Origin of the sequence: Brevibacterium permense (assembly GCF_025506275.1) — a bacterium.
Lineage (GTDB): Bacteria > Actinomycetota > Actinomycetes > Actinomycetales > Brevibacteriaceae > Brevibacterium > Brevibacterium permense_A.
The window spans coordinates 175,431-188,673 of record NZ_QYCP01000096.1 but is presented as its reverse complement, the minus strand read 5'-3'; the positions used below and the strand labels follow the sequence as shown (position 1 = coordinate 188,673).

Annotated in this window: 14 protein-coding genes; 8 read left to right on the top strand and 6 right to left on the bottom strand. The window is 62.7% G+C overall.

Going from position 1 to position 13,243, the window contains the following annotated elements; all coding sequences use genetic code 11:
- Positions 1-89 precede the first annotated feature (89 nt).
- Positions 90-326 carry a hypothetical protein gene (locus tag D3I60_RS18530; protein ID WP_262778362.1) on the bottom strand — a complete coding sequence of 79 codons (237 nt, stop codon included), beginning with the start codon at positions 324-326 and terminating at the stop codon, positions 90-92.
- 183 nt (positions 327-509) lie between these two features.
- Positions 510-734, bottom strand: a complete 225-nt coding sequence (locus D3I60_RS18525) for a hypothetical protein (RefSeq protein WP_262778361.1) — start codon at positions 732-734, stop codon at positions 510-512.
- A gap of 116 nt (positions 735-850) precedes the next feature.
- Between D3I60_RS18525 and D3I60_RS18520 the strand changes: the two genes are divergently transcribed.
- Together D3I60_RS18520 and D3I60_RS18515 are read left to right on the top strand one after the other, a co-directional pair.
- A complete protein-coding gene (locus D3I60_RS18520; RefSeq protein WP_262778359.1) occupies positions 851-1,456 on the top strand; it encodes an HdeD family acid-resistance protein in 606 nt (201 codons plus the stop codon).
- Positions 1,457-1,649: 193 nt separating this feature from the next.
- On the top strand, positions 1,650-1,775 hold the full coding sequence (locus tag D3I60_RS18515; RefSeq protein ID WP_262778357.1) for a hypothetical protein: 126 nt from the start codon (positions 1,650-1,652) through the stop codon (positions 1,773-1,775).
- A 58-nt stretch (positions 1,776-1,833) separates the two neighbouring features.
- Here the strand turns inward: D3I60_RS18515 and D3I60_RS18510 are convergent, their stop codons facing one another.
- Together D3I60_RS18510 and D3I60_RS18505 are read right to left on the bottom strand one after the other, a co-directional pair.
- The gene (locus tag D3I60_RS18510; protein ID WP_262778355.1) at positions 1,834-2,463 is read right to left on the bottom strand and encodes a TetR/AcrR family transcriptional regulator; all 630 of its coding nucleotides are present in this window, start codon (positions 2,461-2,463) and stop codon (positions 1,834-1,836) included.
- A 46-nt stretch (positions 2,464-2,509) separates the two neighbouring features.
- A complete protein-coding gene (locus D3I60_RS18505) occupies positions 2,510-3,964 on the bottom strand; it encodes an APC family permease (protein ID WP_262778354.1) in 1,455 nt (484 codons plus the stop codon).
- 156 nt (positions 3,965-4,120) lie between these two features.
- Here D3I60_RS18505 and D3I60_RS18500 point away from each other — a divergent pair, with 156 nt between their 5' ends.
- Positions 4,121-5,308: a DmpA family aminopeptidase gene (locus D3I60_RS18500; protein WP_262778353.1), complete on the top strand. Its 1,188-nt coding sequence runs from the start codon at positions 4,121-4,123 to the stop codon at positions 5,306-5,308.
- Here the strand turns inward: D3I60_RS18500 and D3I60_RS18495 are convergent.
- Positions 5,280-5,891: a TetR/AcrR family transcriptional regulator gene (locus D3I60_RS18495; protein WP_262778351.1), complete on the bottom strand. Its 612-nt coding sequence runs from the start codon at positions 5,889-5,891 to the stop codon at positions 5,280-5,282. The genes D3I60_RS18500 and D3I60_RS18495 overlap by 29 nt on opposite strands.
- A 111-nt stretch (positions 5,892-6,002) precedes the next feature.
- Here D3I60_RS18495 and D3I60_RS18490 point away from each other — a divergent pair, with 111 nt between their 5' ends.
- Genes D3I60_RS18490 through D3I60_RS18480 form a run of 3 tightly spaced genes read left to right on the top strand, consistent with a single transcriptional unit; the run spans position 6,003 to position 9,352 of the window.
- A complete protein-coding gene (locus D3I60_RS18490; RefSeq protein WP_262778349.1) occupies positions 6,003-7,070 on the top strand; it encodes a phosphotransferase enzyme family protein in 1,068 nt (355 codons plus the stop codon).
- Positions 7,067-8,332, top strand: a complete 1,266-nt coding sequence (locus D3I60_RS18485; RefSeq protein WP_262778347.1) for an aspartate aminotransferase family protein — start codon at positions 7,067-7,069, stop codon at positions 8,330-8,332. Before D3I60_RS18490 ends, D3I60_RS18485 begins: the two co-directional genes overlap by 4 nt.
- A gap of 48 nt (positions 8,333-8,380) precedes the next feature.
- The gene (locus D3I60_RS18480; protein ID WP_262778346.1) at positions 8,381-9,352 is read left to right on the top strand and encodes a helix-turn-helix domain-containing protein; all 972 of its coding nucleotides are present in this window, start codon (positions 8,381-8,383) and stop codon (positions 9,350-9,352) included.
- A 4-nt stretch (positions 9,353-9,356) separates the two neighbouring features.
- Here the strand turns inward: D3I60_RS18480 and D3I60_RS18475 are convergent, their stop codons facing one another.
- Positions 9,357-10,175 carry an SDR family NAD(P)-dependent oxidoreductase gene (locus D3I60_RS18475; protein WP_262778344.1) on the bottom strand — a complete coding sequence of 273 codons (819 nt, stop codon included), beginning with the start codon at positions 10,173-10,175 and terminating at the stop codon, positions 9,357-9,359.
- Between the two features lie 285 nt (positions 10,176-10,460).
- Here D3I60_RS18475 and D3I60_RS18470 point away from each other — a divergent pair, with 285 nt between their 5' ends.
- Positions 10,461-11,753: an MFS transporter gene (locus D3I60_RS18470; protein ID WP_262778342.1), complete on the top strand. Its 1,293-nt coding sequence runs from the start codon at positions 10,461-10,463 to the stop codon at positions 11,751-11,753.
- On the top strand, positions 11,750-13,228 hold the full coding sequence (locus D3I60_RS18465; RefSeq protein WP_262778339.1) for an APC family permease: 1,479 nt from the start codon (positions 11,750-11,752) through the stop codon (positions 13,226-13,228). The genes D3I60_RS18470 and D3I60_RS18465 overlap by 4 nt, the downstream gene beginning before the upstream one ends.
- The last annotated feature ends 15 nt before the right edge of the window (positions 13,229-13,243 follow it).

Below are 13,243 nucleotides of genomic sequence, written 5' to 3'. Positions count from 1 at the left end.
CGCGGCGCGGCCGGCCGCCGACACACCACAACCAAAAGGTGATGTGCATTTCACGACGAGCCTTGGCGGATTCCGGGGCATGAGACCGTTCACTGTGTCTCCGGCCGGGCGAAGAACAGGCGGCGTTCCCTGACGATGATGATCACCGAGAGAACGAGCATGAGTCCCGTCTGAATGATCTTCGAGTCCGGGTCGGTCATGAAGATCTCCGCGGACATATTCGCCGAGGCGCGGGAGACCACCGGGATGAGGATGCTGCGTCCGCACCGAAAATACAGCCAGTTCATCACGAGCACGAACGCCACCATCGAGTCCGGGAAGTTCAAGGTCGGCAGCCCCTCTGGCTCGACGAATTCGTTCTGGTAGTAGCCGTCGATGAACGACAGCGGCCCCGGTGAGCGTCACCCACACCGGCATGAGCCCGGTGGAGAACGTGAACCCGCCCTGCAGTCCGAACTGCCCTGGATCGTAGCCGAAAAACAGTGACAGCCCCTGCGCCGCCATCAGCGTCAGGGGCACCAGGAACACCGCCGCGACAAGGAACGGCAACCGAGCAGGGCAAACAGTCCCGCCAAGGACCGCACCATCGTCGCGACGGGCACGACCCGATTCGGCTCCGGCAGATGGCTGAGATGAGCCGCCGCGAACCAGAACACCCACGGCAGCACGGTCGCCCGCACATAGAACACGACCGGTCGATCGTATTTGTGCAGAACCTCTTCATCGTCCCTCATCGTGTTCGTACTGGCGCTATCCCTCCCCGAGACCTCGCCACGTGTCGCACGACGACAGAACCGTCAGCGCAGGCCTAGACTGGTGGCAATCATAGGCGCAGTCACCAGGAGGAACCATGGCCACACCCCAGAACCCCACTGATGCTTCAGACGCGGTCCGTTCGCTCATGACAGAACTCGGCAAGGGCGCCTTCTGGGCGGTGCTGATCCGCGGCGTCCTGGCCGTCCTCTTCGGCATACTCCTCGTCGCCGCACCCGCCGCAATGGCAGTGGCCCTGGGAATCTGGGTGGGTGCTTGGCTCATCGTCGACGGCATCCTCGAAATCACTCATGCTCTGCACGCTCGCAGACAGAACCTTTCATGGGGCTGGGAACTCGGCGCCGGCATCGCCTACGTCGTCTCCGGCGTCATCATCATGATCGTGCCGCTGTCCTTCGCCGTCATGGGCGGCACCGTCATCCTGCTGATGATGGCTTCGGGCATGCTCATCCGTGGCATCCTCAGCGTCGCCTCGAAATCATTCAAGGGATGGTCGAAGGCCCTCGGAGTCCTCGACATCATCTTCGCCGTCATCATGTTCATCGTCGTCTTCTCCAACCCGGGAGCCGCATTGCTCGCGCTGGTTTGGATTATCGCGATCTACACGATCATCTTCGGCATCTTCCTCATCATCATGGCCTTCGTCGGCCGCTCGCATACGAAGCAGGCATTCGGAAACTGAGGCACTGCCCCACCAATTCCTCGCAGACGGCACCCCCGTCCTCATCCACGACGACACTGCCGACCGCACACTCAACGGCGCAACCGGACCCATCCGGGACCTCAGCCGCGAGGAATGGGACGCGGCCACGATCAAACACCCGGCCGGCGGAGAAGAAGCCGCCACCGTCACCTTCGACGAACTCCTCGACGAAATGGGCGGCGAGGTCGACAAGGCCGGCTTCCACGTCGCCCCGTACACGCTCGAGACCGCGAAGGACGGACAGCGCCTGCCCGGATTCATCGACGGCTACTTCACCGACGGCGCCTGGACTCTTTAAAGCCCAATATCCGTTCGTCGATGTACATATCGTGACATCGAAGCTAACTGGAGGACGTTCAGCATTTTCGGGCCGAACTGCTCGATTCTTCTGGTTCTGAGATGCGCAGTGCTACCACCGCGTAACTGCGGACCGCGGCGCGGCATTCGTCCCGCGGCGTTTTGTCTCCGACAAGCGGATAGAGGTCGTAGGCGTCTTCCAGTGCTACCAAGTTGCGAGCAATCATTCGCATCGGCGACGCTGGAGTGAACTCTCCTGTGCCTGCGCCGATCTCGATCAATGTCCGGTAGAGCATGATCTGACGCTCCGTCAGATTCCGATGCGCGTGGAGGAATTCCGGATGCTCAGCCAGGACCGACACACTTTCGTAGACGTGCCTCAGCTCCGCACTGATGACGTCCGGAACACCGGCATCGATCATGGCCCAGAGTCGTTCGGAAGCGCTTACCCGCCGGTCCAGAATCTCCTGTCGGTGACCCCAGAATTCCTCCATCGCTCCATTGATCGCAGCGAACTGGAGGTCCTTGAGAGTATCGAAGTAATGGAGAACGTTCCCCGGACTCATATCGGCTTCGCCGGCAACTGTGCGGATGTTGACACTGCGCCCGGGCTTCGCTCTCGCCGCACGCCAATATGCTCGAACAATCTCATCCTGGCGTTCGAGGCGACGCTGATCGGCAGAACTCATAGCCGCAATTGTATGCGACCTCCGCCACTTGCGATCATCCCTGCTTTCAGTCGCTGTTCGCATTCTGGTTGAGACCTTCATAGTATTCGGGCTTCTTGGCCCTGATGGTCAGGGAAATGATGATTCCGCCGATGAACAGCAACGGGGTGGGCAACAGGAGAAGCACATTGATGACACCGTTGAGCCCAGTCACGACTTCGAAGTTCGTGGCGATGAGAATATAGCCGATTATCAGGCCGATCGCTCCGAGGATCGGAGCGATCGTCACTCGGAACAGGCTGTGTCCTCGCCGATTTCGCAGGAAGTACATGACGACGGCCACCGAGGTGACGGCCTGAGCGAACACCAGTCCCTGGACGCCCGTGGCATAGGTCCACAGCGCCAGTCCGAGGAAGGGGTCCGCCTTGACGATCACTGCCACGAAAACTCCGATGGCGGAGGCGCCGCTAACGGTCAGGCTCGCCACGGCAGGAGCGCCATGTCTCGAGCTGGCGCGGCCGAGCACGCGAGGAAGGAGCCTTTCACGGCCCAACGAGAACAGGTAGCGGCTGCACGCATTGTGAAACGACAGGACACAGGCGAAGAAGCTCGTGACGATGAGGATCTTCATGACGAATGCCGCCCAGGCGCCGGCGAGGTCGCCGGTGCCGGTAATGACCATGGTCTCGAAAGAGTCGCTCCGAGCCATCTCCACGACGCCCTCGGCACCGAACGCGACAGTGAGGATCCAGAAGGTAAAGCCATAGAAGATCCCGAGGAATGCCACGGCGATGATCGTCGCACGCGGCACAGTCTTATCGGAGTCCTTGGCCTCTTCGGCATAGATTGCTGTGCTCTCGAAGCCGAGATAGGCTCCGAAGCCCATGACGAACAGGGTTCCGGCCGCCGGTGCGAAGAAGACATTCGCCGGGTCGAACGAGGCCAGGCTCCACGGCTCCGGCCCGCCATCGGCGAGGGCGCTGACCGCCAGTACGAGAAGGATGGCCACCTCTGCGGTCAACAGGACCGCCAGCACCTTCGCGCCGACGTCGATCTTGCGATATCCGAGGAAGGCGACGATCGCCACGGCCAGCAGCGACCAGACGCCCCACGGAAGATCGATCCCAAACAGCTCCAATGCTGTGAACTGTGCGAAGAAGCCGATGAAGCCGTAGAACGAAATGACGAGTGCGACATAGGCGAAGACCGTGACTGACGAAACGCCGAGTCCCCACGGTTTGCCGAGTCCATGTGAGACATAGGCGTAGAAAGCACCGGCATTCCTCACGCTCTTCGACATCGCAGTGAATCCGAGAGCGAACAGGATGAGAATCACGGCGCAGAAGGCGATCGCGCCCGGTGCGCCGACACCGCCCATCCGAAACGATGTGATCGCGCCGCTGACGATGACCGTCAACGGCGCTGCGGCAGAGACGACGAAGAAGACGATGTCCCAAGTGCCGAGTCGGCCGGACGCCAGCGCTGACCCCTCTGAGTAGGGGTGAGAGGTCTGTGAGTGCATTGCGACTCCTTTGTCTGCATTCTCAGTCACGCCGCACCGTCCGCGCGACGCCGATGTCTCAGGGTTTGCGATCAACTGTTCATATTGAACTTTGTTCAGTTCATCCACCCTGGGCATCTGATTTAATAGTGTATGACGCAAAGGAGCTATTAAACAATGTTTAAACTGAATTCAGAAGCTGAAGCGAGCCGCACCCCTCTTCGTGCACGCGACTTCGGTGTGCCGTTCGACGGAATGCCGGGACCATGGAATGCGATCACGGATGTTCCGGGGCTCGAGGTCGGATTCGAGACGATCATCCGCGACGAGCCGGTGGTGACCAGAACAGGTGTGACTGCGATTCTGCCCCGCGGAACAGCCAAGGCTCATCTTCCCTGCGCCGCCGGAGTGGCCGTGCTCAACGGCAACGGCGAGCTGACCGGCAGATCATGGATCGAAGAGTCAGGTCAGTTGCAGACCCCCATCGCAATCACGAATTCCCACGCTGTCGGTGCCGTGCATTCGGGGGTCGAACGATGGATGACCGAACATCATCCCACTGCCGCCTCAGCCTGGATGCTGCCGACGGTCGGAGAGACCTGGGACGGATACCTCAACTCCATCAATGCCGAGACAGTCCGGCCTCATCACGCAGTGTCGGCAATCGATGCCGCACATTCGGGACCCGTGGCAGAAGGCAATGTGGGCGGCGGAACCGGGATGAATTGCTACGGGTTCAAGGGCGGAACGGGAACCTCGTCGAGACGTGTCGACTGCGGAGGAAAGACGTTCACGCTCGGAGCGTTGGTCCAGGCAAACTTCGGCGCACGTCGTGAACTCACGCTCTCCGGTCGGCACCTGGGCCGCGATTCTGCCGCGCCGAACTCTATGGAGACCACCGGCTGGTTTGATCAGGAGATCTCAGGCACCGAGCCGACGCCGGGAGCCGGGAGCGTCATCGTCATCATCGCCACCGATGCCCCGCTCCTGCCCCGCCAGTGCGAGGCTCTGGCCAGGCGAGTGCCTCTGGGCCTGGCCAGGACCGGAACCACCGGCAGCCACTTCTCCGGCGACATCTTCCTCGGCCTCTCGACGGCCAACGAGGGCGGACTCCGATCCTCGATGTCCGAACGTGGCCCGCTCGTCCAGTCTCTTGAGCATCTCGCCTGGGGACGGATCGACCCGCTCTTCGAGGCAGTCGTGCAGGCGACGGAGGAATCCGTGGTCAACGCCCTTGTGGCTGCGGAGGACATGACCGGTCGTGGTGGGCACACGAGCTTCGCCCTTCCGCATTCAGAGGTCGAGGCAGCTTTCGGACAGCGGGGGCCGTCAGGCTCTAGTCCAGTCCGTCCACCAGCGCAATGAAGGCAGTGAGCTGCTCCGTCGGCTCTGCCGCGTCGGAGGCGATCGCCGCCGACGCCTCTCGAATTGCGCCGATCAGCAGCGTCGCCACGGCGCCGGGGACCAAATCACTGCTCAGTTCGCCATTCCTCTGTGCACGTTCGAGAGCTTCGGCGATCGCCTTCCGACCGGCTCCGGATCCAATTCCCCGAGCCTCGCCGGAGCCGATGAAAGCGGGTCCCGAGACATTGTAGAAGTAGCCGCTCTGCGTATTCGCAGCGAATTCGAACATGGCTCGGGCATGAGCCAGAAGCTCTTCGCGCCAGTCCTCCGCTGTGCTCGCTTCCGCAGCGGTCTCGGCGACGATCCGATGGCCGATCTCGGCATACGCGGCCGCAACCATCTCCGACAAACCGCCGGGAAAGTGCGCATATACCGTACCCCGCGATACGCCGGCGGCAGTCGCGATCCGCTCGATGGTCAATTTCTCGAATCCCTGTGAATCGATCACCGCGAGGACTCCAGCCACCGTATCGGCCCGCGTCTGCTCTCTGCGCCGCTCTCGCAGAGTCCCGCCCGTTACTGCCGTCTGCACCTTCGTGGCCACGTGTCACTCCCTCCAGAGACGATTCTGCCTCTTCGCAGTGGTGTATATTCTCAGTACAGACTCTATACTGCGAGTATAGAAATCCGGAGAAGCCACTTCGCAGAAGGGACGATGAAGTCGATGGGCGAGCACCACCAGGAATCCGAATCTGCGGCGGTTCGAGCCGCTGAAGAACTCGTTCGCACCGCACTTCCAGAGTTCGGTCTTCCCTCCGGCATCGAGCTGAAGCTGCTCAAACGTCGAGAGAACAGTGTCTTCGCTCTCAACCATGAAAGCTCCGACTACGTCGTCCGCGTCCATCGGCAGGGCTATCACTCCGATGAGGAGCTGGGGAGGGAAATCGGATTCGTCCGCGCCCTCGCAGGACGCGGGGTACGTGTGCCGCAGTTCATCCCTGCCTCCGGAGACCGCAGCTTCGTCCGCGTCGGTCACGATCACCCGAGCGGCGAGCATCAGATCGATCTCCAGCACTACATTCCCAATCTCGGCAACTTCGGCGACGAAAATACTGCTTTCGACGGAACCGCGGCGCTTGCCCGTGAGGACTTCCATGAGCTCGGCGAGCTCATCGCGCAGGCTCACCTGGCGACAGTGGATTCAGGATTCTCCGTCTCCGAATCCCATCCGAGCTGGGACGCCGACGGCCTCATCGGCACCGATGCTCTCTGGGGGTTCCCCTTGCGCGTCGTCGAGCTCAACGACGCAGACCGTTCCGCTGACCGCCGTACGCTCGAGGCCGCGATCTCCGTCATTCGCGACCGCCTCGGCAACTACGGTCATCGCGCCGATCGTTACGGTCCGATCCATGCTGACCTCACACCGGAGAATGTGCTGCGCACTGAGAACGGCCTGGTCCTCATCGACTTCGACGATTTCGCCGCCGGATGGCATCTGTTCGATCTCGCCACCGCTCTGTACTTCTTCACACACCATCCCCGACGAGACGAATACCAGGCAGCGTTGTTCAGCGGCTATCAGCGACACCGCCGGCTCGATGCCGAAGACTTTGCCGTCTTCCCCGCCATCCTCGTCGCCCGCGGCCTGACCTACCTTGGCTGGGCGGCCGACCGCCGAGGCGAGCCCGCCGCAGAATTCCACGTCCACGACGTCCTGCCCCACCTCGTCGGCCTGGCCTCCGCCCTCGTCGAATCGTCCGAGCCCGAAGGAGTCACCCTATGAGCAGCCTCATCACTCGCCGCAATCACACCATCGGCCCCTACTCACCCCTGTTCTACGACGAACCGCTCGAGTTCGTCTCCGCCAAGGGCGTCTGGTTCACCGACGCCGAAGGAGAGAAATACCTCGACGGCTATAACAATGTTCCGCATGTCGGGCACTGCAATGACCGCGTCGTCACAGCCATGTGTGAACAGGCAGCCACCCTCAACGTCCACACCCGCTATCTCAATTCCCGGATCGTCGACTACTCCGAAGCGCTGCTGTCGACCTTCGAGGAACGACTCGACAGGGTCTTCTTCGGCAATTCCGGATCCGAAGCCAACGAATTGGCGCTGCGCATCTCCCGCCAGCTCACCGACGCAACCGGACTCATCGTCTCCGACTTCAGCTACCACGGCACGACGATCTCTCTGGCCCAGATGACGACTGGCCTCAAGACCCGAGAAGGACTTGGACCGCACGTGCGGACCCTGCGCATCCCCGACCTCGACGTCGACCCCAGGCCGGAGTCGGAAGTCCTGGCGGCCACCCTAGCCGAACTCGACTCAGCGATCGCCTCCCTTCAGGAGGCCGGGTACGGAGTCGCGGCCTGCCTATTCGACTGGCTGTTCTCCACCGAGGGGATGCCGCGTCTGCCCGAAGGCCTGGCCGCGGGAATCGTGGAGCGGATCCGCGCCGCCGGTGGTCTCGTCATCGCCGACGAGGTGCAGTCGGGATTCGGGCGCACCGGCACACATATGTGGGGCTATCAGCGTGCGGGGCTCTCCCCCGACCTCGTCACCCTGGGCAAGCCGATGGGCAACGGACACCCGATGTCGGCGGTGATCACCTCGGCGGCGATGATGGACGAGTTCGGTCCGTACAACGAATACTTCAACACCTTCGCCGGGAACCCGGTCTCCGCCGCCGTCGGTCAGGCGGTCCTCGACGAGATGGCAGACAAAGACCTCATGGCCCAGGCACGTCAGCTGGGCATTCGGGCGCTGGAGCGCTTCGAGGACTTCGCCGCCCGTCACGACTTCGTGCGTACGGCGAAAGGCGCCGGCATGTTCCTCGGACTCGACTTCGCCGTCGACGATGAACCCGCCCCCGCACTGACCAAGCAGGTGGTCGAGGCGATGAAGGCCAAGCACGTCATCATCTCCCGGATCGGACGAAATGACAGCGTGCTCAAAGTCCGTCCGCCGCTGGCGTTCGGCCCCGCAGAGCTGCCGTTGATGCTCGATGCCCTCGAAGAGTCCTTGGGCGAAGTCAGCATCTGAGCGCTTACACTGAGAATGGCACGTGTGCAAGGAGGCATGATGTCGACGATGACGACAACCACAACGACGGATCCGCAGTCGGGTCCATCGAGGGACTCGAAGACGCGCGCGAACTCGATCCCGGAGTTCCGTGACATCGTCTCGCGTTCCTTCGTTCCGCTCACCGTCTCCGGAGCGAGCGACAGGCCCTTCGCGGCACAGGTGAGCACCTCCAGCGCCGACAGAGCAGTGTTTACCACGCTGAAGACCCAGCCGCATCTGGTCGAGCGGACGCCGACGACCATCGCCGCCGGCGGAAGCGGGTACTTCAAACTCAATATGCTGCTCTCCGGCAGCGGGGTCCTCGTCCAGGACGGCAGGGAAGTCCTCATCCGCCCAGGTGACCTCGCGCTCTACGACACGTCTCGGCCGTATTCACTGATGTTCGACGATGTCGTGTCCAACCTCGTCATGATGTTTCCCAAGGATCAGCTGAGCCTGCCGGCAACGGTTGTCGAGCAGCTGACGGCGGTCAGCCTCGGCGGCGACAGCGCGCTCGGTTCGATAGTGACGAAGCTGCTCGAACAGATCCCTTCGACGATCACCGCGCTGCCGCTGCACACGCGGCGACAAGTCGCCCAGAGCGGGCTCGAACTGCTCGAGGCTCTGCTTTCGACGACCTTGGGCACCGACTCCGGGACCCCGGACCCGCGGCAGAGCCAGCTGGAGACGGTCTATCGGTTCATCGACGCGAACCTCGCCGACGACCTCACGCCCAGTTCGATCGCGGCTGCTCACTTCATGTCGACCAGGCACCTCCACGATCTCTTCACCGACACCGACACCACGGTCTCGGCGCTAATCAGGGACAAGCGACTGGAGCGATGCCGATCAGACATCCTCGACCCTGCACTTTTCTCACGCACCATCGCATCTCTGGCAGCGGCGAACGGCTTCCCGGACCCGGCTCATTTCTCTCGGGTGTTCAGAGCTCGCTTCGGCACCTCACCCAGTGAGCTCCGACAGTCGGTGAGCGGCTGAGCGATCACATTCCTGCGTGTTCGAACCCCAGTGTGGGCAGATCAACGATGTGGGCACCACCGTCGGCGACGATCGTCGCACCGGTGATATAGGACGACTCCGGTGAGCCGAGGAAGCGGATCACCGAGGCGATCTCCTCCGGTACGGCAGCTCGCCGCATGGGCACATCTTTCGTGATCTCGGCATATGCCGCTTCGCGATCGTCGATATGTTCGGCATGCGAGGCGAATTCGTCCATCTCTCTGTCGGCCATCGGTGTCCGGACCCAGCCGGGGCAGACAGCGTTCACGCGGACTCCGTGCTGCGAGTAGTCGCGAGCCAAGGACTTCGTCAGCCCGATGAGCGCATGCTTGCCCACCGTATAGCCGACCACTGATGGACCGGCGAACAGTCCCGCCAGTGACGAGACGATGACGATCTGCCCGCCGTTGTCCTCCATTCGCGGCAATGCCGCTCGCGCGATGGTGAAAGCTGTGGTGACGTTGCCGTCGAAGGACTGCGCCCACGCTTCGTCGTCAGTCTCTGTCGCTGCGGCGAACCCGTGCCCGCCGGCGTTGGCGATGAGTACATCGACCCGTCCGAACCGATCGCAGATTTCGGCGATCGCTGCCTCACAGGAAATGCGGTCAGAAACATCGGCGACGATAGGGTGGGCACCGGTCGTCTCGGCGACCTCCTCCAGAGGCGCGGACCGGCGCCCGAGGATCACGACCACATGGCCCTCGGCCGCATATCGGGCGGCGGTGGCGGCACCGATCCCCGTGCCACCTCCTGTGATGACTATGACTCGGCCACGTTGGGGTCCGGTATCTGCTTCCGACATCCTCTTCCTCTCAACAATGAGCGGGGGCCGGGTGGACTGGCCGCCGGCGCTGAAGTGCTTTCCCTCATTGTCGATCCCCAGCGGGGCGGTTCACCAGCGCTTCGAGGCTTCTCACACTCTCAGCCCATAACCGTGCGCGCAGAGACAACCCGAGCCGGGCAGCGAAGAATTACGCTCGAAGTCACATTCGCAGGGTTCCCCCGGAGCTGCGGCACAGTCGTCGACCGGCCCCGCAGAGCCCTTCGCCTGCTCCCAGCACCATTCATCGTTGAAAGGTCACGAATCATGCGCGACACCCCGGCCTCGCCCGTGCTGTCCGGAGCTGTTCTCTCACGCAGAATCTACATCCTCACCGCAGTGTTCTCAGCCGTTCTCTACACCATTCTGCTCGTGGCTCCGGTCATCGCCTTCCCACTGACCGCAAAATTCGGCCTTGACTCGAGCCAGACGGGACTGCTGTTCTCCTGTGAACTGGGAGCGTTCAGCCTCGCAACGCTGCCGGCCTACCTCTGGCTCAACCGTGTGCCGCTGGTGCACTCGGTCGGCTTCTGCACAGCAGTAGTCATCCTCGGCAACCTCCTGTCCGGATTCGTCACCAGCTTCGAAGTTCTGCTGATCGTCCGGATCATCACTTCACTGGCTGCTGGATCGATCACCGTCGTCCTCCTGGCTCTGGGTCCGAAGGCGGCGAACCCAGGGCGAGCTTTCGGCCTCTTCGTCACCTGTCAGCTGATCATGGGAGCGCTCATTCTCGCGGTCTTTCCCGCCCTCTACGCCGATTCTGATGTCTCCGCGATGTACTGGACCCTCGCCGGGCTGTCGGTTCTGTGTCTGTTCTTCGTGCCGATGCTGCGCGGCATCTCCCTGCGTTCTCCTGATACCTCCCGCAAGGAGAAGACCGCCGGAGGAACCGACGAGGCGGCCGACCGAAACGCAATTCGGACTCGGCTGGACACGGCGAAGATCCCGAACTTCGTCGCCGGACTCGTCTCCATTCTGTTCTTCTACATCGCACTGTCGGGCGTCTGGACGTTCATGGGCCAGCTGGCGACAGCGGCCGGCAATTCTGAGAATGCGGTGTCAATCGTTCTCATGATCGCGACCATCGCCGGTATCGCCTCAGCGATGTTGGCTACCGTCCTGGGATCGAGCCCCAAGCGCAGGGTGTTCCTGCTGGCAGGATTCGTCGTCCTCGCCGCTTCGGTCCTCGTGCTCCTCGGCGGCCCTGCGCTCATCCGTTTCGCCCTGGCCGCGATCCTATTCAAGTTCGGCTGGACCTTCGTCCTGCCTTATCTCATCGGCTCGGTCTCGGCACTCGGCGGAGGGCCGCAGACGATGAACACCGTCAATCTGATGATCGGTGGCGGCTTCGCCCTCGGCCCGATCATCGCCGGAACTCTCATCTCCGGCCCAGGCGGATTCACGTCCCTCATCGTCGCTTCATTCGCCGCACTCGTCATCGCCATGGCCGGTGCGGCATGGCTGACCCGTCGGCCCGGGCGTGAGCTGCATGAGACTGCGGCAGGGGACCCCGCATCGCCGTCGTCGGCCGCATCAGCGGAAAGGAATCAATCATGACAGATCTGAGCCACCACACCTCGAGCACGCTGAAGAAGAACGCACTGGGAACGGCCGGTATCGTCTTCCTCGTCCTGGCGGCAGTCGCGCCCCTGACCGGAATCGTCGTCGTCGCGGGACTGGCGATGGCCCTGGGCAACGGCGGCGGATCCGCCGCATCTTTCTTCACGGTAGCGATCATTCTGCTCATCTTCTCGGTCGGCTATGCGCAGATGAGCCGCGAACTCGTCAATGCCGGAGGCTTCTACGCTTTCGTCGTCAAGGGACTCGGACGTACCGGCGGACTCATCGCCGGACTCATCGCCGCCATCGGATACAATTTCTTCGTCGTCGGCACCATCGGCACCAGCGGCTTCTTCATGCAGACGATCATCGCCGACCTCACCGGCCTCGACGTCCACTGGTACGTCTGGGGGCTGGCCTCGATCATCGCGTCCTTCTTCATGGCCCGGCGCGGGGTCGACTTCTCATCGAAGATCCTGGGCATCGCGCTCATCCTCGAGGTCGGCCTCCTCGTCGTCTTCGACATCGCCGTCCTGATCCAGACAGGTTACAGCTTCGAGGCGTTCAGCCCTGCCGCAGTCTTCTCCGGTTCTTTCCCCATCGGGCTCCTCATCGCCGCCACCGGCTTCCTCGGCTTCGAGGCGACCGCACTCTTCGGCGAAGAGGCCAAGCAGCCGCTGAAGACGATCCCCCGTGCCACCTATTCCGCGATCATCGCCATCGGCCTCATCCTCGGGCTGACGACTTGGGCGGTAGTGTCCGCGATCGGCGTCGCCGAGACCCAGGGCGTCGCCGCGGAGCACCTGGCCGACGGCGACCTGCTGTTCGGCCTTGCGGAACAGTACGTGGGCCCGACCTACCTGACGATCATGCTCATCCTCCTGCTCGTCAGCCTCTTCGCCGCCATGCTCGCCTTCCACAACTCGGCCACACGCTATCTCTATTCCCTGGGGCGGGCACGGATCCTTCCTCCCGTGCTGGCTCGCACCGGGTCGAACGGCACCCCGGTCACCGCGGGCCTCGTCCAGGCCGGATTCGCCGCGCTCGTGGCATTCGTCTTCATGCTGGCCGGAGCCAATCCGATGGAAGCCATCGTGCCGCCGATGCTCGGCTTCGGCACCCTTTCGATCATCGACCTGCAGACCTTGGCCGCGCTGTCGATCCTCGTCCACTTCCGGCGAGCCAAGTCGCCGAAGATCCTCACCACCTTCGTCGCACCCCTGATCAGCTTCCTCCTCCTGGGCACCATCGTCGTTATGGCGATCGCCAACTTCGACATCGTCGCCGGTTCCGACGCGCAGACCATCCGACTGCTGCCATGGCTGCTGGCGATCACTGCCGTCGGCGGCCTGATCTACGGAGCCTGGCTCAAGGCCAACCGGCCGAACATCTATGCCGGCCTCGCCGACGACCTCGAACAGTTCGATCCCCGTCGCGCACCGGAGGCACCTTCTCCGGTGACCGAGACCTGAATCCCAGTCCCCAGT